This is a genomic window from Streptomyces oceani (assembly GCF_001751245.1).
Classification (GTDB): Bacteria; Actinomycetota; Actinomycetes; order Streptomycetales; family Streptomycetaceae; genus Streptomyces; species Streptomyces oceani.
Window position 1 is genome coordinate 1 of sequence record NZ_LJGU01000144.1, and the last position, 20411, is coordinate 20411.

The 20411-nt window shown below is 70.5% G+C and carries 14 protein-coding genes and 3 tRNA genes; 9 read left to right on the top strand and 8 right to left on the bottom strand.

Annotated elements, in window-relative coordinates; all coding sequences use genetic code 11:
- The first annotated feature begins 240 nt into the window (after positions 1-240).
- Together hrpA and AN216_RS21065 are read left to right on the top strand one after the other, a co-directional pair.
- The gene (gene hrpA / locus AN216_RS21060) at positions 241-4596 is read left to right on the top strand and encodes an ATP-dependent RNA helicase HrpA (RefSeq protein ID WP_244502566.1); all 4356 of its coding nucleotides are present in this window, start codon (positions 241-243) and stop codon (positions 4594-4596) included.
- Positions 4597-4693: 97 nt separating this feature from the next.
- Positions 4694-4768 (top strand) — tRNA-Asp (locus tag AN216_RS21065).
- Between the two features lie 733 nt (positions 4769-5501).
- Here AN216_RS21065 and bldC read toward each other — a convergent pair.
- On the bottom strand, positions 5502-5708 hold the full coding sequence (bldC, locus tag AN216_RS21070) for a developmental transcriptional regulator BldC (protein ID WP_027749187.1): 207 nt from the start codon (positions 5706-5708) through the stop codon (positions 5502-5504).
- A 569-nt stretch (positions 5709-6277) separates the two neighbouring features.
- The gene (locus AN216_RS21075; protein WP_070198288.1) at positions 6278-7156 is read right to left on the bottom strand and encodes a DUF8083 family protein; all 879 of its coding nucleotides are present in this window, start codon (positions 7154-7156) and stop codon (positions 6278-6280) included.
- Between the two features lie 273 nt (positions 7157-7429).
- Here AN216_RS21075 and AN216_RS21080 point away from each other — a divergent pair, with 273 nt between their 5' ends.
- Positions 7430-8482, top strand: coding sequence for a Leu/Phe/Val dehydrogenase (locus AN216_RS21080; protein WP_070198299.1), 1053 nt, complete (start codon positions 7430-7432; stop codon positions 8480-8482).
- 481 nt (positions 8483-8963) lie between these two features.
- Positions 8964-9224: a DUF3073 domain-containing protein gene (locus AN216_RS21085; RefSeq protein WP_070198289.1), complete on the top strand. Its 261-nt coding sequence runs from the start codon at positions 8964-8966 to the stop codon at positions 9222-9224.
- A gap of 86 nt (positions 9225-9310) precedes the next feature.
- Here the strand turns inward: AN216_RS21085 and purM are convergent, their stop codons facing one another.
- From purM to AN216_RS21100, 3 genes are all read right to left on the bottom strand, one after another.
- A complete protein-coding gene (gene purM, locus AN216_RS21090; protein ID WP_070198290.1) occupies positions 9311-10450 on the bottom strand; it encodes a phosphoribosylformylglycinamidine cyclo-ligase in 1140 nt (379 codons plus the stop codon).
- 150 nt (positions 10451-10600) lie between these two features.
- A complete protein-coding gene (gene purF / locus AN216_RS21095) occupies positions 10601-12163 on the bottom strand; it encodes an amidophosphoribosyltransferase (RefSeq protein WP_070198291.1) in 1563 nt (520 codons plus the stop codon).
- 338 nt (positions 12164-12501) lie between these two features.
- A complete protein-coding gene (locus AN216_RS21100) occupies positions 12502-13302 on the bottom strand; it encodes a maleylpyruvate isomerase family mycothiol-dependent enzyme (RefSeq protein ID WP_070198292.1) in 801 nt (266 codons plus the stop codon).
- A gap of 199 nt (positions 13303-13501) precedes the next feature.
- Between AN216_RS21100 and arfA the strand changes: the two genes are divergently transcribed.
- Positions 13502-15028 (top strand): arabinosylfuranosidase ArfA, encoded by a 1527-nt coding sequence (gene arfA / locus AN216_RS21105; protein WP_070198293.1) that lies wholly within the window; start codon positions 13502-13504, stop codon positions 15026-15028.
- A gap of 148 nt (positions 15029-15176) precedes the next feature.
- Positions 15177-15902: a S1 family peptidase gene (locus tag AN216_RS21110; RefSeq protein WP_070198294.1), complete on the top strand. Its 726-nt coding sequence runs from the start codon at positions 15177-15179 to the stop codon at positions 15900-15902.
- A gap of 132 nt (positions 15903-16034) precedes the next feature.
- Here AN216_RS21110 and purL read toward each other — a convergent pair whose 3' ends face one another.
- From purL to purS, 3 genes are read right to left on the bottom strand one after another with little or no spacing between them, the layout of a single operon-like run.
- Positions 16035-18293, bottom strand: a complete 2259-nt coding sequence (gene purL / locus AN216_RS21115; protein ID WP_070198295.1) for a phosphoribosylformylglycinamidine synthase subunit PurL — start codon at positions 18291-18293, stop codon at positions 16035-16037.
- 23 nt (positions 18294-18316) lie between these two features.
- Positions 18317-19006 carry a phosphoribosylformylglycinamidine synthase subunit PurQ gene (purQ, locus tag AN216_RS21120; protein ID WP_070198296.1) on the bottom strand — a complete coding sequence of 230 codons (690 nt, stop codon included), beginning with the start codon at positions 19004-19006 and terminating at the stop codon, positions 18317-18319.
- Entirely contained in the window at positions 19003-19296 is a 294-nt protein-coding gene (gene purS / locus AN216_RS21125; RefSeq protein ID WP_070198297.1) for a phosphoribosylformylglycinamidine synthase subunit PurS, read from the bottom strand. The genes purQ and purS overlap by 4 nt, the downstream gene beginning before the upstream one ends.
- Before the next feature lie 325 nt (positions 19297-19621).
- Here purS and AN216_RS21130 point away from each other — a divergent pair, with 325 nt between their 5' ends.
- From AN216_RS21130 to AN216_RS21140, 3 genes are all read left to right on the top strand, one after another.
- Positions 19622-19939 carry a histone-like nucleoid-structuring protein Lsr2 gene (locus tag AN216_RS21130; protein WP_070198298.1) on the top strand — a complete coding sequence of 106 codons (318 nt, stop codon included), beginning with the start codon at positions 19622-19624 and terminating at the stop codon, positions 19937-19939.
- Between the two features lie 139 nt (positions 19940-20078).
- Positions 20079-20150, top strand: a tRNA-Gly gene (locus AN216_RS21135).
- 73 nt (positions 20151-20223) lie between these two features.
- A tRNA-Gly gene (locus tag AN216_RS21140) sits at positions 20224-20299 on the top strand.
- Positions 20300-20411 lie beyond the last annotated feature (112 nt).

Below are 20411 nucleotides of genomic sequence, written 5' to 3' on the forward strand. Positions count from 1 at the left end.
CCCGCGGGCTCGGCCCCGACGGCGCGTGGGGCGCCGCCGAACACGAGCCCGCAGAGGACCGCGAGCACGCCGATGACCAGGGCGCCGCCCTGCCACCGTGCCTGCCTGCCGCCGACCATCGAGGCTGTCCTCTCGTACGCTGTCGGCGTCCAGCGTAGAGGAGGAACGCGGCACGGTCCGCAGGGCCGTCCGACAAATGATTCGCCACGCCATTCGGCGAGGTGCGATCCTGGGGTCCGTATGTCCACTTCGCCTGCCGCCCCCACGCTCACTGACCTGCTGGAGCGCCTGCCCGAGTTGATGCTGCGTGACGAGCAGCGGCTCGGGCGTCGACTCGACGGCGCCCGCAGGATACGGAAGCCGCGGGCGCGGGAGGCGGTGTTCGCCGAGATCGCCGAGCGGATGGCGGCGTCGGAGCACCGGGTGTCCGCGCGACGGGCCGCCGTGCCGACGATCAGCTATCCGCCGGAGCTTCCCGTCAGCGAGCGCAAGGACAGCATCCTGGAGGCGATCCGGGACCACCAGGTGGTGATCGTCGCGGGCGAGACCGGCTCCGGCAAGACGACCCAGATCCCGAAGATCTGCCTCGAGCTGGGCCGCGGCGTCCGCGGCCTGATCGGCCACACCCAGCCGCGCCGGATCGCGGCCCGTACGGTCGCCGAGCGGGTCGCGCAGGAGCTGGGATCGACTCTGGGTGAGGTGGTGGGCTGGAAGGTCCGGTTCACCGACCAGGTGCGGGACGACACCCTGGTGAAGTTGATGACGGACGGCATCCTGCTGGCGGAGATCCAGACCGACCGGGAGCTTCGGCAGTACGACACGCTCATCATCGACGAGGCGCACGAGCGCAGCCTCAACATCGACTTCCTACTCGGCTACCTCGCGCAGCTGCTGCCCCGCCGGCCGGACCTGAAGGTCGTGATCACCTCGGCGACCATCGACCCGGAGCGGTTCGCCCGGCACTTCGGCAGCGTCGCCACCGTACGGCCCGACGGCCCGGGCGAGCGGGCCGGCGCGAGCGAGACCGGGGCCGGGGCCGGACCCGGCGAGCGGCCGAGCGCTCCGGTGGTGGAGGTCAGCGGCCGTACGTACCCGGTGGAGGTGCGCTACCGGCCGCTGCTGGACGCGGGCCCGGAGAGTGCGGACGGCCCAGAGAGTCCCGACGGCCCGGACGGCCCCGACGACGCGGAGGGCGTCGACACCAAGCCGGTGAAGGGGGCGCGTCGGGGCCCCGCGAAGGGGGCCAAGCCCCGGGGCGGCGGCCGTACCGCCGAGCGGCAGGGCGGAGAGGGCGAGCGGGACCAGATCGCCGGGATCTGCGCCGCGGTGGACGAGTTGCTGGCCGAGGGGCCGGGCGACGTGCTGGTGTTCCTCTCCGGCGAGCGGGAGATCCGGGACACCGCGGACGCGCTCGGCAAGCGCCAACTGCCGGGCACCGAGGTGCTGCCGCTCTACGCCCGGCTGTCGCACGCCGAGCAGCAGCGGGTGTTCCAGCGGCACGCGGGCCGCCGGGTGGTGCTGGCGACGAACGTCGCGGAGACCTCGCTGACCGTGCCCGGCATCAAGTACGTCATCGACCCGGGCACCGCACGCATCTCCCGCTACAGCCACCGTACGAAGGTGCAGCGGCTGCCGATCGAGCGCATCTCGCAGGCCAGCGCGAACCAGCGCAAGGGCCGCTGCGGACGTACGTCCGACGGCATCTGCATCCGGCTCTACTCCGAGGAGGACTTCCTCTCCCGCCCGGAGTTCACCGACGCCGAGATCCTGCGTACGAACCTCGCGTCGGTGATCCTGCAGATGACCACGGCCGGACTCGGCGAGATCGAGAAGTTCCCGTTCATCGACCCGCCGGACGCCCGCAGCATCAAGGCCGGCGTGCAACTGCTCGAGGAACTGGGGGCGTTGGCGAAGGGCAAGCTGACGCCCGCCGGACGCCAGATCGCCCAGCTCCCGGTGGACCCGCGGCTGGCCCGGATGGTGTTGGAGGCGGACCGGACGGGCTGCGTGCGGGAGGTGATGGTGATCGCCGCCGCGCTGTCCATCCAGGACCCGCGGGAGCGGCCCGTCGAGAAACAGGCCCAGGCCGACCAGCAGCACGCCCGGTTCAAGGACGAGACGAGCGACTTCCTCGCCTTCCTGAACCTCTGGCGGTATGTCCGGGAGCAGCAGCGGGAGCTGTCCTCCTCGGCCTTCCGCCGGATGTGCAAGGCGGAGTTCCTGAACTACCTGCGGATACGCGAGTGGCAGGACATCTACGCCCAACTCCGCCAGATGGGCCGCTCGATCAAGCTGGAGTTCGACGAGGGGGCGCCGCCCGTCGCCGACGACCAGGTGCACCGCGCGCTGCTGCCCGGGCTGTTGTCCCACCTGGGGCTCAAGGATCCGGAGAAGAACGAGTACCTGGGCGCGCGCGGCGCCAAGTTCGCGGTGTTCCCCGGCTCCTCGCTGTTCCGGAAGCAGCCCCGCTGGATCATGTCGGCCGAGCTGGTGGAGACGAGCCGGCTGTGGGCGCGGGTGAACGCCCGGATCGAGCCGGAGTGGGTGGAGCCGCTCGCCGAGCACCTGGTCAAGCGCACCTACAGCGAGCCGCACTGGGAGCAGAAGCAGGCGGCCGTGATGGCGTACGAGCGGGTGACCCTGTACGGCGTGCCGTTGGTCGCCCAGCGCAAGGTGCACTACGGGCGGATCGACCAGGAGACCTCCCGCGACCTCTTCATCCGGCACGCCCTGGTGGAGGGCGACTGGCGGACCCAGCACGCCTTCTTCCAGGCGAACCGGCGGTTGCTGGACGAGGTCGAGGAGCTGGAACACCGTGCTCGCCGCCGGGACATCCTGGTGGACGACGAGACGCTGTACGACTTCTACGACCAGCGCATCCCCGAGGACGTCGTGTCCGGGGCGCACTTCGACTCCTGGTGGAAGAAGCGCCGCCGGGACGACCCGGAGTTGCTGAACTTCGAGAAGTCGATGCTCATCAATGAGCGGGCACGGCAGGTCACCGTGGCGGACTATCCGGACGTGTGGCCGCAGGGCCGTCTGCGATTCCCGGTGACATACCAGTTCGAGCCGGGTACGGACGCGGACGGCGTGACGGTGCACGTGCCGCTCCAGGTGCTCAACCAGGTCACGGCGGAGGGCTTCGACTGGCAGATCCCGGGACTGCGGGCGGACGTCGTCACGGAGTTGATCCGTTCGCTGCCCAAGGCCGTACGTCGGCACTGCGTGCCGGCCCCGGACGTCGCGCGGCGCTTCCTCGCCGGCGTGGACACGGGTGAGGGCACTGGTGAGGACCCGGGCGGGGACGCTGGCGAAAGCACGGGCGGGGGCGCGCGGCCCGTGTCGGTGCTGCGTCGGCCGCTGACCGCCGTGTTGGCCGAGGAACTGCGGCGGCTGACCGGGGTGCGGGTGGAGCCGGAGGACTTCGACTGGGAGAAGGTGCCGGAGCATCTGCGGGTGACTTTCCGGGTCGTCGACGAGCGTCAGCGCAAGCTCGCCGAGGACCGGGACATCGAGGCGCTCCAGACGCGGCTCAGATCGAGGACACAGGAGGCCATCTCGCGGGCCTTCGACTCGGCCGGGCGGTCCAGGGGCGGGCGGTCCACGGACGGGCGGTCCGCTTCCGGGGGCGCCGGGGCGCGGGAACGGGCCCGGGAAGCCGAGCGGGGCGGCGCCGACCGGGGCGCTGGCGGCGCGGCCGAGGAGCCGGCGCTCGCCCAGCGGACCGGGCTGACCCGATGGACGCTGGGCGCCCTGCCGCGTACGTTCGAGACCACCCGCGCCGGCCAACCCGTACGGGCCTACCCGGCGTTGGTGGACGAGGGCGAATCCGTGGCGGTGCGGCTGTGTGACACCGAGGACGAGCAGCGGGACGCGATGTGGCGGGGCACGCGGCGGCTGATCCTGCTCAACATCCCCTCCGATCCCGCGAAGTTCGCCCAGTCCCGGATGAGCAACCAGCAGAAGCTGGCGCTGTCCCGCTCGCCGCACGGCAGCGTGCAGGCGTTGTTCGAGGACTGCGTGACGGCGACCACCGACCAACTGGTGGCCACGCACGGCGGTCCCGCCTGGGATGAGGAGTCCTTCCACAAGCTGTTCGAGGCGGTGCGTGCCGACCTGGTGGAGGCGACGCTGCGTACGGTCTCCAGGGTGCAGCAGGTGCTCGCCGCCTGGCACTCCTGCCAGCAGCGGCTCTTGGCCACCAACAGCCCCTCGCTGCGGGACTCCCGGCAGGACGTCGAGGCACAGTTGGCGGCGCTGATCCGCCCGGGCTTCGTCACGCTGCACGGCGCGGACCGGCTGGCTGATCTGCTGCGCTATCTGACCGCCGCGGACCGGCGACTGCAGCAACTGCCGAACAACGCCGAGCGAGACCGCTCCCGGATGGCCAAGGTGCGGGAGGCGCACGACGAGTACCTCTGGCTGCTGGAGCGGTTCCCGGCCGGTCGCCCGGTGCCCCGGGGGGCCCGGGAGATCCGCTGGATGGTGGAGGAACTGCGGGTGAGCTACTACGCGCACGCCCTGGGGACGGCCTATCCGGTCTCCGACAAGCGGATCGCCAAGGCCGTGGACGCACAGGTGCCGCCGGGGCGCTGAGCGCTGGCCATCCGGGCCGCCGGAGGCTCGGACGGGCTGATTGGCCTCGCACGGCTGACCTGCTGTAGAGTCAGCGTGCGCGATCAGCGTGCAGCGAGGTCCTGTGGAGCAGTTTGGAGTGCTCGCCACCCTGTCAAGGTGGAGGCCGCGGGTTCAAATCCCGTCAGGACCGCCCTTGTCGAGCAGCCCGTATCCCGTTCGGATGCGGGCTTCTTGGTGCGTGGTGCCGTACGGTCCGCCGCGCGTGTGCTGGTCGGGTGATCGGTGGCGAGCGGGGAGCCGGCGCAGCGTTGGTCGGCGGGCGGGGGCGTACGACTCGGCTTCTCCGAGGCGCGGAAATCCCAAATCCCCGACGGCTGGCGGGGGTTGGTGGGAACCTTGGTGAACCGTTCCAACTCGGCTTTCCCTACCGCCTGGTAGCCCTTCGGGACAAGAGTCCACTCATGTGACGGGAGTCACGGCATTTTTCCGGTTCTCCAGGGAACTTTCGCGCCTCCGCGGTGCCCTCAATTTAATATGTGAAATGTTACCCCGGTCTCACTCGTGGCTCTGAGCGTACGAGAAGCCGGGTGTCGGCCCCCGTCGCCTGTCCTCGACACCCACAGTGCCGAACCACCGAACCACCGAACCACCGAACCGCCGAACCACCGAACCGCCGTGCCGCTCGCGCGCCAGCGGGCACGCGCCGCCACGGCTGACACGGCGCCAGGCGCGCCGTGGTGCGCGCGTCCGCCTGGGACGGCCAGGAGGTCCAGGTCAGCGTCGCTACCGCGGGCAGACACACGAAACCGCGCTGAACCCGGCGGAGTTCAGCGCGATGCCTTCGTGCTGTCGGCGGCCCGTGGGATGGGGAATATCCCGGAAGGCACCGGATTATGCGGTTATTTCGCTGTACTGCGTGCTGGTCAGACCTCGCTGCGCTGCTGCGGGATGCCCGCAAGGAGTGCGCGCACCTCCGCCTCGCGGTAGCGGCGATGCCCGCCGAGCGTGCGGATCGACGTGAGCTTGCCTGCCTTCGCCCAGCGCGTGACCGTCTTCGGGTCCACACGGAACATGGTGGCGACCTCAGCTGGGGTCAGCAGCGGCTCGGCATCTGGGGTGCGAGCGGTCATGAGCGGCCTCCTCGGGAGAACCGAACCTACGGTTCTTTCCTCTAAATTCTGCACCTTGGCACACGTTGTCCGATATGGAAACGCGGACCGATTCGGTTATAGGACGAACGGCTTGTCCTCGGCACTACAACTACACCATCTGTCCAGCCACGTCGGCCAAACCGATGGAATTGCCCTCGCAGGTGTTCAACCTCGGCGGATGCCGATGGACCGTCCCATAGCGGACAGTTACCTGCTGGTAACCATCCGTCACAAAGGCGGGCAGGACTCACCAGGCCCCACAAGGAGCGCAATATTGAGCTTCTCCGACCCTATCGGGACGGATCGGAGCCCTTGCGGACTCCTTGTCCTATTTTGACACGAGGAATAGCGTCGAGGGCAAGACCCCCCATAGGTGCTATCCATCACGCTTGGGCGTTAAGCCCGGTTCGTCGCGAACGCCCCAAGAGCCGTGCCACGACGGCCCGTACGTCAGACCCCCGTACGGAACGGCCGCACCCCGGCGCTCGCACCGGCTCGGACGGCGCCGCCGGCATCCGTCGACACGCCCCCGCCCGAGGGCAGTTCGCTCAGTTCGCGAACTGCAGCTCGCGCACGGCGCGCCAACGGTCCGTCAGCCGCTCGTATGCCGCGCCGGCCCGCTCACCGTCCCCCTCACGCAGCGCAGCGATCCCCTCCGCCGCGTCGGCCGCGGAGTGGTCCCGGGACAGCTGCTCCTCGGGAATGACCTGGGTCAGGCCGCCGTAGTCCAGTTCGACGAAGGACCGTGGATGGAACTCCTCCAGCCAGCGGCCCACGTCGACCAGGCCATCGACAAGCGGCCCCTCCTCCAACTCGTCACGAAGCACCTTCAGGCCCCGCGCGACACGACGTCGCGCCTGGACCATCGGCGTCCGGTAGCGGAGAACGGACAGCTGAGCGCTCTTCTCACCGGTTTCCGGCTTCGCAAACTCCCTTTCCTCATCCGTGAAGAGCACGAACCAGCGGACCGGCACATGCCACAGCGCGGTACGAATCCAGGGCCGCGCGTCCGGGTTACGCTCCCGCCACTCCTCGTAGTCGGCCATCGCCTGCCGACGCACGACCGGTGGCAGCGCCGCGTCCAGCACCGACTGCGGCATGTCCAGCTCCACGTCCTGCGAACCGGACTGCGTCAGCGCGGTCAGCGCCTGCCAGCCGCGCAGCCTCGTGCGCCAGGGGCAGACGCAGGTCACGCCGTCCCGCTCGGCGACGAAAGCCTCCGCGCTCTCCCGCATCGGCACCACCATCGGGGGCGTCGGCAGCAGGTCGGCGAGCGCCCGGCGCAACTCGTCCTGCGCCGTGGGGACGTGTTCCCGGCGGGCGTAGCGTACCCAGTGCGAGCGCTCCGGCTCCGGGAACGCCGCCAGCGGCTCGTACACCCGCAGATACGCCGCGTACGGGATCGCTGCCGTCGGCCTGTGGGCCACTCCACTCCTCCGTTCTGCCGTCCCGCATCCTCGCTGCGGAAAATCCTCCCCAGATCGTGGCACCTGCGCGCACCGCGCCGGGCCGGCAGGTCGTACGCTCTTGGCCACCAGGCCCAACCGTGCCCCTGCCACAAGCGGACGACACGGGGGCGTCCAACGCGACTTACAGGAGTCACCACCGTGGCTGACGTACGTCCCTCCCAACCTGTTTCCGCCGCCGGTACGCACGCCGGCGGCACGGCCGCCAGTGAGTCGAATCCGCGCGGGACCGCACTGCACACGCTGTTCCACTCCGCCCAGGGCGGTCACGAGCAGGTGGTGCTCTGTCAGGACCGCGCGAGCGGCCTGCGCGCGGTGATCGCGATCCACTCCAGTGCCCTGGGGCCGGCCTTGGGCGGCACCCGCTTCCACGCGTACGCCTCCGAGGAGGACGCGCTCGAGGACGCGCTGAACCTCGCCCGCGGCATGTCGTACAAGAACGCCCTCGCGGGCCTGGCGCACGGCGGCGGCAAGGCCGTGATCATCGGTGATCCGGCCGAGCTGAAGTCCGAGGAGCTGCTGGCCGCCTACGGGCGGTTCGTCGCCTCGCTCGGCGGGCGCTACGTCACGGCCTGCGACGTCGGTACGTACGTCCAGGACATGGACGTGGTCGCGCGCGAGTGCCGCTGGACCACCGGCCGCTCGCCGGCGAACGGCGGTGCCGGTGACTCCTCCGTGCTCACCGCCTTCGGCGTCTTCCAGGGCATGCGGGCCAGCGCCGAGCACCTGTGGGGGAAGCCCACGCTGCGCGGGCGTCGGGTGGGTATCGCCGGGGTCGGCAAGGTGGGACACCACCTCGTGGAGCACCTGCTGGAGGACGGCGCCGAGGTGTTGGTCACCGACGTGCGTCCGGAGTCGGTGGAGCGGGTGCGCGCGGCGCACCCCGAGGTGTCCGTGGTCGCCGACACGGACGCCCTGGTGCGTACCGACGGTCTGGACGTGTACGCCCCCTGCGCGCTCGGTGGCGCCCTGGACGACGCCACGGTCGCGGCGCTGACCGCACGCGTGGTCTGCGGCGCGGCGAACAACCAGCTGGCCCACCCGGGAGTGGAGAAGGACCTCGCTGACCGCGGGGTGCTGTACGCCCCGGACTACGTGGTGAACGCCGGTGGCGTGATCCAGGTCGCGGACGAGCTGCGCGGCTTCGACTTCGCACGTGCCAAGGCAAAGGCGACTCAGATCCAGGACACCACCCTGGCGATATTCCGCCGCGCGGAGGCCGACGGCGTGCCACCGGCGGTGGCCGCCGACCGGCTCGCCGAGCAGCGGATGGCCGAGGCCGGGTGACAGTCCGGGAGCGGTTCCCGCGGGCGGTTCCGTGTCCGGCGCGGAGGGCCGGCGCCCCGTGCCCGGCGGTCTGTGCGGGGCGTCGCGCGCGATCGGCCGGCGCGGGGGCCGCGCACTCGCCGCGTCCGGGTGACACGACCGGTGCCGCGACCCTCCACCGGCGGCTCGGCCCGCGATCGGATCGCGCGGGCCGGTCGCCGCGGGCGGGCCCGCGGCTTTCGTCCGCCTTGTCAGGCACCCCGGTCGGACAGCGGAATGTGCAGAAGGTAAAATCACGCTGGACCAGCCGGAAACAGCTCCGGGGAAATCGCGGCGACCTGCCGTGTCGTGCGGGCGACGTACCGTCCGGCGGCGGAAGCAGGTACCGTTGAAGTCCTACGGACCGGTTCTCTCCAGCCGGGAGACCACCCGTCCGGTCGGAAACATGAACGCGTGTCAAGACTCTGGGGCCGTCGAGCCCCGTCGTTGAGGGGGTCGAGCCATGGGGCGCGGCCGGGCCAAGGCCAAGCAGACGAAGGTCGCCCGCCAGCTGAAGTACAACAGTGGCGGTGGGACGGACCTCACACGCCTGGCTGAGGAGCTGGGCGCATCGACATCGAACGATTCGGTGAACGACAAGTCGTTCGATGACGATGAGCTGGACGACGACCCGTACGCACAGTACGCGGATCGGTACGACGACGATGAGGAGGACGACGAGCAGTCCTCGTCCGACTCGCAGTCACAGCATCGTCGCGCTTGACGCGACGCGCACACAGCGGCCCGGTACGACACCTGTCGTACCGGGTTCTGTGCTGCTTCGGTGGCAGTCTGCCGGCGCGTGCGCACTCAGCGCGCGTGCTTCCCGCTCAGCGTGACCGGGCGGCTCTCGTCGGCGTCGCTGCCGGTTCCACTGCCGGTGCCGGCGTCGGTGACGTCCCCCGCGACCCACGCGTCGACGCCTCGCTCGGCCAGCGTCGCCAGGGCCGTGTCCACCGAATGGGGCGGGACGACCGCGACCATCCCGACGCCCATGTTCAGCGTCTGTTCCAGCTCCCCGGTGGCGACCCGGCCCAGCTCGCCGACCAGCTCGAAGACCGGCCCCGGCGTCCAGCTGCCGCGGTCCAGCCGCGCTCGCAGCCCTTCCGGGATGACCCGGGCCAGGTTGTTCGCCAGCCCGCCGCCGGTGATGTGCGAGAAGGCGTGCACCCGGGTCGTACGGGTCAGGGCCAGGCAGTCCAGCGCGTAGATCCGGGTCGGTTCCAGCAGCTCCTCGCCGAGGGTCCGCCCGAAGTCCGGGACCACGCGGTCCAGGTCCCAGCCGGCCCGTTCCAGGAAGACGTGCCGGACCAGCGAGTACCCGTTCGAGTGAAGACCTGACGATCCCATCGCGATGACCACGTCGCCCGGACGGACGAGATCCGCGCCCAGCACCGCGTCCGCCTCCACCACGCCGGTGCCGGCACCCGCGAGGTCGTACTCGTCCGGGCCCAGCAGCCCCGGATGCTCCGCCGTCTCGCCCCCGACCAGCGCACACCCGGCCAGCACGCAGCCCTCGGCGATGCCCTTGACGAGCTGGGCGACCTTCGCCGGACGCACCTTCCCGACGCAGATGTAGTCCGTCATGAACAGCGGCTCCGCGCCGCACACCACCAGGTCGTCGACCACCATGGCGACCAGGTCGTGGCCGATCGAGTCATGGATGTCCAGGCGCTGCGCGAGGGCGACCTTGGTCCCCACCCCGTCGGTCGCCGAGGCGAGCAGGGGGCGGTCGTACCGCTTGAGCGCGGAGGCGTCGAAGAGCCCCGCGAAACCGCCGAGCCCGCCCAACGACTCCGGACGCTGGGCCTTGGCGACCGACTCCCGCATCAGTTCCACGGCCAGGTCGCCGGCCGCGATGTCCACGCCGGCGGCGGCGTAGCTGGCCCCGGACCCGCCGGCGGTCGGGTCATCGGTGGTGCCGGTGGTGCCGGCGGGTCCCTCGCTCATGCGGATCTTCCTCGCGGTGCTGGCGGGTGCGGACGTCGGTTGCGGTGGGCGTTCCCCGGGACGCGTCGGGGCGGGCGCGCGTCATGTGGCGCGGGCGCCGTCCCGATCCCGGTGATGGCGTCTCCATGTCCGATGTGGACGGCGTACGACCTACGGCCGCCGCAGCGCGTCCGCGCCACCCGGGCCGGTCGGCAGCGTCCGCACGCCGTCCACGTCGGACGTGGTCGTCGTCGCCGGAGCCTCCTCCAGCAGGTGCTTGCCCAGCAGCTCCGGATCCGGCAGGTCGATCGGGTACTCGCCGTCGAAACAGGCCCGGCACAGGTTCGGCTTGGCGATGGTGGTCGCCTCGATCATGGCGTTCGTCGAGATGTACGCCAGCGACTCCGCGCCGAGGGACTTGCCGATCTCCTCGACCGACAGGCCGTTCGCGATCAGCTCGGCACGGTTGGCGAAGTCGATGCCGAAGAAACACGGCCACTTGATCGGCGGCGAGCTGATGCGCACGTGCACCTCGGCGGCACCCGCCTCACGCAGCATCCGCACCAGGGCGCGCTGGGTGTTGCCGCGCACGATCGAGTCGTCGACGACCACCAGCCGCCGGCCCTGGATGACCTCGCGCAGCGGGTTCAGCTTCAGCCGGATGCCGAGCTGCCGGATGGTCTGCGAGGGCTGGATGAACGTACGGCCGACGTAGGAGTTCTTCACCAGACCGCTGCCGTACGGAATGCCGCTGGCCTCCGCGTATCCGATGGCGGCCGGAGTGCCGGACTCCGGGGTGGCTATCACCAGGTCGGCGTTCGCCGGCGCCTCGGCGGCCAGCTTGCGGCCCATCTCCACGCGGGAGAGGTAAACGTTCCTCCCGGCGATGTCGGTGTCCGGTCGCGCGACATAGACGTACTCGAAGGCACAGCCCTTCGGATTCGCCTTCGCGAACTGTGTGGAGCGCAGTCCGTCGGCGTCGATGGCGACGAGTTCGCCCGGCTCCACCTCCCGTACGAACGAGGCACCGCAGATGTCCAGCGCCGCCGTTTCCGAGGCGACCACCCAGCCCCGCTCCAGTCGGCCGAGCACCAGCGGGCGAAAACCCTGCGGGTCGCGGGCGGCGTACAGCGTGTGGTCGTCCATGAAGACCAGCGAGAACGCGCCCCTGGCACGCGGCAGCACCAGCGGCGCGGCCTCCTCGATACCGAGTGGCTTGCCCTCGACGTCGGTCTGGCTGGCCAGCAGCGCCGTGATCAGGTCGGTGTCGTTCGACGACGCGATACGGGTCGCCCGGTCATCCCCCGACTCGGCCAGCACGGCGACCAGCTCGGACAACTCGTGCGTGTTGACCAGGTTGCCGTTGTGCCCCAGCGCGACCGAGCCGTGCGCGGTGGCGCGGAAGGCCGGCTGGGCGTTCTCCCAGACGGAGGCGCCGGTGGTGGAGTAGCGAGTGTGGCCGACCGCCAGGTGACCCCGCAGCGAACTCAGCGAGGTCTCGTCGAAGACCTGGGAGACCAGGCCCATGTCCTTGAAGACGAGGATCTGCGAACCGTTGCTGACCGCGATACCCGCGGACTCCTGGCCGCGGTGTTGCAGAGCGTAGAGACCGAAATACGTGAGCTTCGCGACCTCTTCCCCGGGCGCCCATACGCCGAATACGCCGCAGGCGTCCTGTGGCACGTTCTCGCCCGGTAGCAGGTCGTGGTTGAGTAGTCCATCACCGCGTGGCACACCTCGAGTCTACGGCCAGCGGTCGGCTGCTCCGAATCGGGTGGGTGGGTGGGCCTCTTTCGTGCTCGGCTCGCCTCCGGGCGCTCCCTTGTGTGCTCGGTTCGCCTCCGGGCGCTCGTACCCGGTGTCGACGCTCCCCGACGCTGCACTCGCTCGCATGCTCGCTCGTCCCCTCGGCCTCCGGCCGGGGGAGACCCCACGGTCTCGTCACTTTCCACACCGGCGCGCCCGTCCTCTCGGCCTCCGGCCGGGGGAGACCCCATGCTCACTCGCTGTATCCACAGAACCGCGAGCGGGGCGGCGGGCGAACCCGGAGGGCGACTGGGCTGGCAGGGATCTCAGCCGAGGATCGGGAGGTACGGCGCCAGGTCGGCCCGGTCCCCGCGGGCCGAGACCGCGCCCGCCGTACGCGCCGCCGCAAAGGTCGTGCGCCCCGTCGCCAGCCGCAGCCAGGGCAGCGGCGACGTCTCCACCACGTGCGAGGGCGTCCCCCGGGTGTGCCGGGGCCCCTCGACACAGTGCGTCACCGCGAAGGGCGGTACGCGCACCTCCACCGTGTGCCCGGGAGCCTTCACCGCGAGCGCGTCGGCCAGCAGGCGTACGGTCGCGGCGAGCGCCAGCCGGTCCAGCGGTACGGACAGGCCGGTGGCCCGGTTCAGGTCGTCGGTGTGCACGACGAGTTCGACGAGCCGGGTCACCGTGAAGTCCAGGGCCCGCATGGCGCCGAAGGCCTGCGGCAGCAACAGGTCGGTTCGTACGGCCGACTCCAGCACCGGCTCCAGCTGCTCCACGGCGGCGTCGACCCGGGCGGCGGGACCATCGGTGGCGGCCGCCTCGGCGCGGGTGTCCGTGTCCATCCGGTCCGCGATGCTGGAGGTGGACAGCGCCCAGCGCGGCAGGTCCACCTCCGGGGCGGTGGCGGTCGGTTCCGGTCGGGCGAGCAGCTTGGGCAGCGCGTCGATCTGCAGGGCGAGATGGACGAGCAGGTGGTGTACGTCCCAGCCCGGCAGTGCGGTGGGCAGCGCGCACTGCTCGGCGGTGAGTTCGTGTGCGGCGCCGGCGACCGCTTCCACCTGTGCGGTGAGTGCCTTGCGGACCCGGACGGGGTCGTACGTACGGGGCTTGTTCGCGGGTGGCATGGCTCGAGCTTAGAACGTGTCCGGCCGTCCGGCCGGTCCCTGGCCCCCGACCTGCCGAACGACATGTCCAGGTCGTGGCCGAGAGTGCGGGTGAAGTCCCGTACGGACGGCGCGAGATCGGGATCCTGGCTCAGACTTGACCAGGATCTGATCGCTGTCCGCCCCGTGACCGACCGAGCTTGACGGAAAGAGGTACCGCATGTCCCCATCCCCCGCCGGCGCCCGCCTCGTGATCGACCCGGACTTCGCCGTGGGCCCCGTGGACCCGCGGTTGTACGGGACGTTCGTCGAGCACATGGGACGCTGTGTCTACACCGGCATCTACGAGCCCGGCCACCCCACTGCCGACGCCGCCGGTTTCCGCGGCGACGTCGCACGGCTCGTACGGGAACTCGGCACCGGACTCGTCCGCTACCCGGGCGGCAACTTCGTCTCCGGCTACCACTGGGAGGACGGCGTCGGCCCGTTCGCGGACCGCCCGCGCCGGCTCGACCCGGCCTGGCGCAGCATCGAGACGAACCAGGTGGGCACCAACGAGTTCCTGGGTTGGTCCCGGGAGGTGGGCGTGGAGCCGATGCTGGCCGTCAACCTCGGCACTCGGGGCATCGACCCCGCCCGCGCCCTGGTGGAGTACTGCAACGTGCCCGGCGGCACCGCCTGGTCGGATCTCCGCGTCCGGCACGGGGTACCCGAGCCGCACGACGTCCGGCTGTGGTGTCTGGGCAACGAGATGGACGGCCCTTGGCAGACCGGCCACAAGACGGCCACCGAGTACGGCAGGCTGGCCGCCCAGGCGGGCAAGGCCATGCGCCAGGTGGACCCGTCCATCGAACTGGTGCTGTGCGGCAGTTCGAACGCCGAGATGCCGACCTTCGGCTCCTGGGAGGCCGAGGCCCTGCGGCACGCCTACGACGAGGTCGACCACCTCTCGCTGCACGCCTACTACGAGGAGAAGGGCGGCGACCAGGCGAGCTTCCTGGCCAGTGGCGCCCACATGGACGCCTACATCGCCGACGTGGTCGCCACCGCCGACCACGCGCGCGCGGTGCGCCGGGCGCGCAAGCGCGTCACGCTGTCCTTCGACGAGTGGAACGTCTGGTACGCCGACCGCTTCCCCGGCGAGCGACGCCTGGACCTGGCCGAGACCCCGCGGCTGATCGAGGACACCTACTCGGTGACGGACGCGGTGGTCGTCGGTGACCTGCTCATCACCCTGCTGCGGCACGCGGACCGGGTCGCCATCGCCTGCCTGGCCCAACTGGTCAACGTCATCGGCCCGATCCGCAGCGAGCCGGACGGACCGTCCTGGCGGCAGGCGACCTTCCACCCCTTCGCGCTCACCGCGCGGTACGCGCGCGGGACGGTGCTGTGCACGGAACCGACCGGACCGTGGATCGAGACCGCGCGGTACGGCGAGGTGGAAACCCTCGACGCGGTGGTGACCTGGGACGAGGAGAGCGGCGACCTGACCGTGCTGGCCGTCAACCGGGACCAGCGGGAGGCGCTGCCGCTACGGGTCGTGCCGCGTGGGCTGCCGGGGACGTACCGGATGGTGGAGCACCTGGCGATCGCCGACCCCGACCCGGACGCGACGAACACCCGGGAGCGGCCGGACCGGGTCATACCCCGGCGGATCGAGGGCGGCGAGGTGACCGGGGAGGGCGAGCTGACGGTCGAACTGCCGGCGCTCTCCTGGAACCTGGTCCGGCTGACGACCCGGGGCTGAACCGGGGTGACAGCGCCGGAGCTATGCCCGACCGCTATACGGAAAACCGCGCAAGGCACTCAACGTGGCAATCCGCTTTCGCGATCCTGGTGCTTCCTGGACATCCCCACGCGAGGACTCTCGCGTGCCTTCGAAACGGAGGAACACCGTGCGAACCACCAGGAGATTTCCCGCTCTTCTCGCGGCCGTCCTGCTGGCCCTGCTCTCCGGGCTGACGCTCACCGCGTCCGCCTCGGCGAGCGAGGCTCCGGCCGCCCGCGGCGGGCCCGAACCGATCATCGGCGGTCAGCCGGCCCAAAGCGCCCCCTGGGCGGCCCGGTTGTTCTCCAACGGGCAGCAGACCTGTTCGGCGACGATCATCGCGCCGGAGTGGATACTCACCGCCAAGCACTGTGTCAGTGGTGGCGGACTGTCGTTCCGGATCGGCAGCCTCGACCAGACCAGCGGCGGCACGACGGCCAACGGCACCCAGGTGTACACGCATTCGGCGGACCTCGCCCTGGTCCGCCTCGACCGCGCGGTCGAGGCGACGTACTCGCCACTCGCGGATCCGGGTTCGGTGCGGGTCGGCCAGAGCGTGCAGGTGTACGGCTGGGGCGCCACGTCGCAGTGCAGCCCGGAGATCAACTGTCAGTCCCGGTACCTCAAGTACGCCAACGTGTCGGTCACCGGCGGCTGTACCGACGCCTACGGTGGCCAGGCCATCTGCGCGCGCCGTGGTGACGGCATCACCGCCGGCGGCGACTCGGGCGGCCCGATGATGGCGGACGGCAAGCAGGTCGGTGTCGCCTCCACCAGTGACCGGCAGACGCGGACGGCGTACACGGACGTCACCGCCTACCGCTCCTGGATTCAGTCCGTCGCGGGCGTCTGAGCCCAACCGGACGCTCCGTACCTCCCCGCACCGCCCCGGTCCGGCCGCGGCCGCCAGTCGCCGGCCGGCTCGGCCGGCGGACAACCGCTGTCGGCTCGGCCGGCGGACAACCGCTGTCGGCTCGGCCGGCGTTCAGTTCAGCAGCGCCGGGACGGTGCGTTCGTACGTCTCGCGCAGCTCGTCCAGTGGCAGGCTGAACTGGCCCTGCAACTCGACCTCCTGGCCGTCGACCACGCCGATCCGCGCCGCCGGCAACCCGCGCGCGCCGCACATGTCCGTGAACCGGACCTCCTCGCTGCGCGGCACCGCGACCACCGCCCGGCCCTGCGACTCGGAGAACAGGAACACGAACGGGTCGATGCCGTCCGGCACCACCAGCCGCGCGCCGTTGCGCCCCCGTAGACAGGACTCCACGACCGCCTGGACCAGCCCGCCGTCACTCACGTCGTGCGCCGCGTCGATCATGCCGTCCCGGGAGGCCGCGACCAGGATCTCGCCCAGTAGCCGCTCCCGCTCCAGGTCCACCGCCGGCGGCAGTCCGCCCAGTTGGCCGTGCGCGACCTCGGACCAGGCGGAACCGCCCAGCTCCTCGCGGGTGTCGCCGAGCAGGTAGAGCAGCTGACCCTCCTGTCCGAACGCCATCGGGGTCCGCCGCGTGACGTCGTCGATCACGCCCAACACCCCGACCACCGGCGTCGGGTGCACGGCCTTCTCGCCGGTCTGGTTGTACAGCGAGACGTTCCCGCCGGTCACCGGCGTGCCCAGCACCTGGCAGGCGTCCGCCAGACCACGGCACGCCTCCGCGAACTGCCACATCGCCGCCGGGTCCTCGGGCGAGCCGAAGTTCAGGCAGTCGGTGACCGCGAGCGGCGTGGCGCCGCTGGTCGCGACGTTCCGGTAGGCCTCCGACAGCGCCAACTGCGCGCCGGTGTACGGGTCCAGCTTGGCGTACCGGCCGTTTCCGTCGGTGGCCAGCGCGACACCCAGGCCGGTCTCCTCGTCGATCCGGATCATCCCGCTGTCCTCCGGCTGGGCGAGCACGGTGTCGCCGAGGACGTAGCGGTCGTACTGGTCGGTGATCCAGGACTTCGACGCCTGGTTCGGCGAACCCACCAGCGCCAGCACGGCCGCGCGCAGCTCCTCGCCGGTGCCCGGCCGGGACAGCTTCGCCGGATCGTCGGCCTGTAGCGCGTCCTGCCAGGCGGGGCGGGCGTACGGCCGGTCCAGTACCGGGCCGTCGTGCGCGACCGTACGCGGCGGCACGTCCACGATCTGTTCGCCGCGCCAGTGGACGGTGAGCCGGTCGCCGTCGGTGACCTCACCGATGACTGTCGCGGTGACCTCCCATTTCTCGCAGATCTCCAGGAACCGGTCCACCTTGTCCGGTTCCAGCACCGCGCACATCCGCTCCTGCGACTCGCTCATCAGGATCTCCTCCGGGGAGAGCGAGGAGTCCCGTAGCGGTACGGAGTCCAACTCGACCCGCATGCCGCCGGAACCGCCGGAGGCCAGCTCCGAGGTGGCGCAGGACAGTCCGGCCGCGCCCAGGTCCTGGATGCCGACGACCAGTCGCTCCTGGAACGCCTCCAGGGTGCACTCGATCAGCAGCTTCTCCTGGAACGGGTCGCCGACCTGCACGGCGGGCCGCTTGCTGGGTTTCCCGTCCGCGCTGTCGAAGGTCTCCGAGGCCAGCAGGGAGGCGCCGCCGATGCCGTCGCCGCCGGTGCGGGCGCCGTACAACACCACCTTGTTGCCGACCCCGGACGCCTGCGCGAGGTGGATGTCCTCGTGCCGCATCACGCCCACGCACAGGGCGTTGACCAGCGGATTGCCCTGGTAACAGGGGTCGAAGACGACCTCGCCGCCGATGTTCGGCAGCCCGAGGCAGTTGCCGTACCCCCCGATGCCCGCGACCACCCCGGGCAGCACCCGGCGGGTGTCCGGGTGGTCGGCCGCGCCGAAGCGCAGCGGGTCCAGCACCGCCACCGGGCGGGCGCCCATCGCGATGATGTCCCGCACGATGCCGCCGACGCCGGTGGCCGCGCCCTGGTAGGGCTCGACGTACGAAGGGTGGTTGTGCGACTCGACCTTGAAGGTGACCGCGTAGCCCTGGCCGATGTCCACGACGCCGGCCTGCTCGCCGATGCCGACCAGCAGGGCGTCGGAGTCGGGGGCCTTCGTGCCGAACTGTTTGAGATGGATCTTGCTCGACTTGTACGAGCAGTGTTCCGACCACATCACCGAGTACATGGCGAGTTCGGCGCCGGTCGGGCGGCGGCCGAGGATCTCCCGGATACGGGCGTACTCCGGTTCCTTCAGGCCGAGTTCCGCCCAGGGCAGCTCGGTGTCCGGGGTCTGCTCGGCGTGCTTGACGGTGTCCAGGCTGGGCATGGGGGTGTGCTCGCTCCGCTCGTTCACGACGATCCGACCAGGGTCCGCAGGGCCGAGGTGAAGACGCCGAGGCCGTCCGTCGTCGGTCCGGTGAGGGCGTCCACGGCGTGTTCCGCGTGCGGCATGAGACCGACGACGTTTCCGGTCTGGTTCGTGATGCCGGCGATGTCCCGGCGGGAACCGTTCGGATTCCAGTCGAGGTAGCGGGCGACCACGCGCCCCTCGGCCTCCAGGGCGTCCAGGGTGCGTTCGTCCGCGACGTAACCGCCGTCGATGTTCTTGACCGGCACGGTGATCTCCTGGCCCGCGGTGTAATCCGTCGTCCAGCTGGTCTCGGCGTTCTCGATACGCAGCCGTTGGTCGCGGCAGACGAAGTGCAGATGATCGTTGCGGGTGAGCGCGCCGGGCAGCAGATGTGATTCGCAGAGCACCTGGAAGCCGTTGCAGATGCCGAGCACCGGCATTCCCGTACGGGCCCCGGTCAGCACGCTCTCCATGATCGGGGAGAAACGTGCGATCGCGCCGCAGCGCAGATAGTCGCCGTAGGAGAATCCACCGGGGAGCACGACGGCGTCCACCCCGTGCAGCTCCCGGTCCCGGTGCCAGAGCGCGACCGCCTCGCCGCCGGCGGCGCGGATCGCGCGCCGGGCGTCCCGGTCGTCCAGCGAGCCGGGGAAGGTGACGACGCCGATCCGGCCGAGTCCGCCGCTCATGCCGGCGCTCCCGCGCCCTGCCCGCCGGCCGTTTCCCGCTGGACGGGCTCCTCGACGCGCACCGTGAAGTCCTCGATCACCGTGTTGGCGAGGAAGGTCTCGGCCATCTCCCGTACGCGGGCGAGAGCCACCTCGTCCAGCGGCTCGGCCACTTCCAGCTCGAAGCGCTTGCCTTGGCGGACTTCGGTGACGCCCTCGAACCCTAGCCGGGGCAGGGCGCGTTGGACCGCCTGTCCCTGTGGGTCGAGGATTTCCGGCTTCAGCATGACGTCGACTACGACGCGAGCCACTGGTACTCCCGATGAGGTGGGTGCTGCTGGGTGCTCGGCCAGCGTACCCGGAGCAAAAACTCTACACGGGTAGATATCCTGGCGGTCGCGGGAGCGCGCGCGGTCTCCGCCCGCGGTCGCGCTGGGAAAGTGGCGGCAAAAAAAGTATGGTCGCTATTGCGGAGTGACACGCGAGCCGGATTACTATTCACTCGTAATGCGTTGGCAGTGACTGTACAAAAGAAATGACCTTGATCCCAAACAACAGGATCGCCTGTATTTATGCACGTCAACTCGGGATCGCGGGTTGGCTGGCGCGGCGATCGATAACGAAGGGCCGATATCCGTGGCGCAGCGTGTAGTGGTCACTTACTCCGACGACGTCGATGGCGGGGAAGCAGCGGAAACGGTCACCTTCGGACTGGACGGCAAGTCGTACGAGATTGATCTCAGCCCCGCCAATGCGCAGAAACTGCGAGGGGTTCTTGAGCCGTTTGTGGAGGCTGGTCGAAAGCGGTCGAAATCGGGTAAGACCTACCATCGCACCTCGGTGGCGCCGGATCCACGTGCGGTGCGGGCCTGGGCGGAGTCCAACGGCTTCGAGGTGCCGCCCCGGGGCCGCATTCCCAAGAAGGTCTACGAAGCCTTCAACGCCGCGCGCTGAGCGGTGTCCTCGCGCGCCGAGCCGTGTGCGGGGGCCCCGCGTTGGGCCGCGAGTCGAGCCGCGTGCTGAAGCGACTTGCCAGCACCCCCGGTTGATCCGCTAGAGTTCAGGCATCGCCGCGAGGGAAACCTCCGGACACGCGGGTGTAGCTCAGTAGTAGAGCGCCCCCTTTCCAAGGGGGAGGCGCAGTGTGCGATCCCTGTCACCCGCTCCGCCTGCTTGACCGGTCTCCGGATCGGTTAGGATGAATGGCGCGCCACTCGGTGAAAGCCGGGTGGATGCGTGCGGACGTAGCTCAGCTGGTAGAGCGCAACCTTGCCAAGGTTGAGGTCGCGAGTTCGAACCTCGTCGTCCGCTCCAGGAAAAGAGGCCCGGTCATTCCGACCGGGCCTCTTTGCTGTGCTCGTCCCACTGTTGATTGGCGTGCCGAGCGCCGGGTGCCGGGATCGTGCCCCGCCGCCCCACCGCCCCA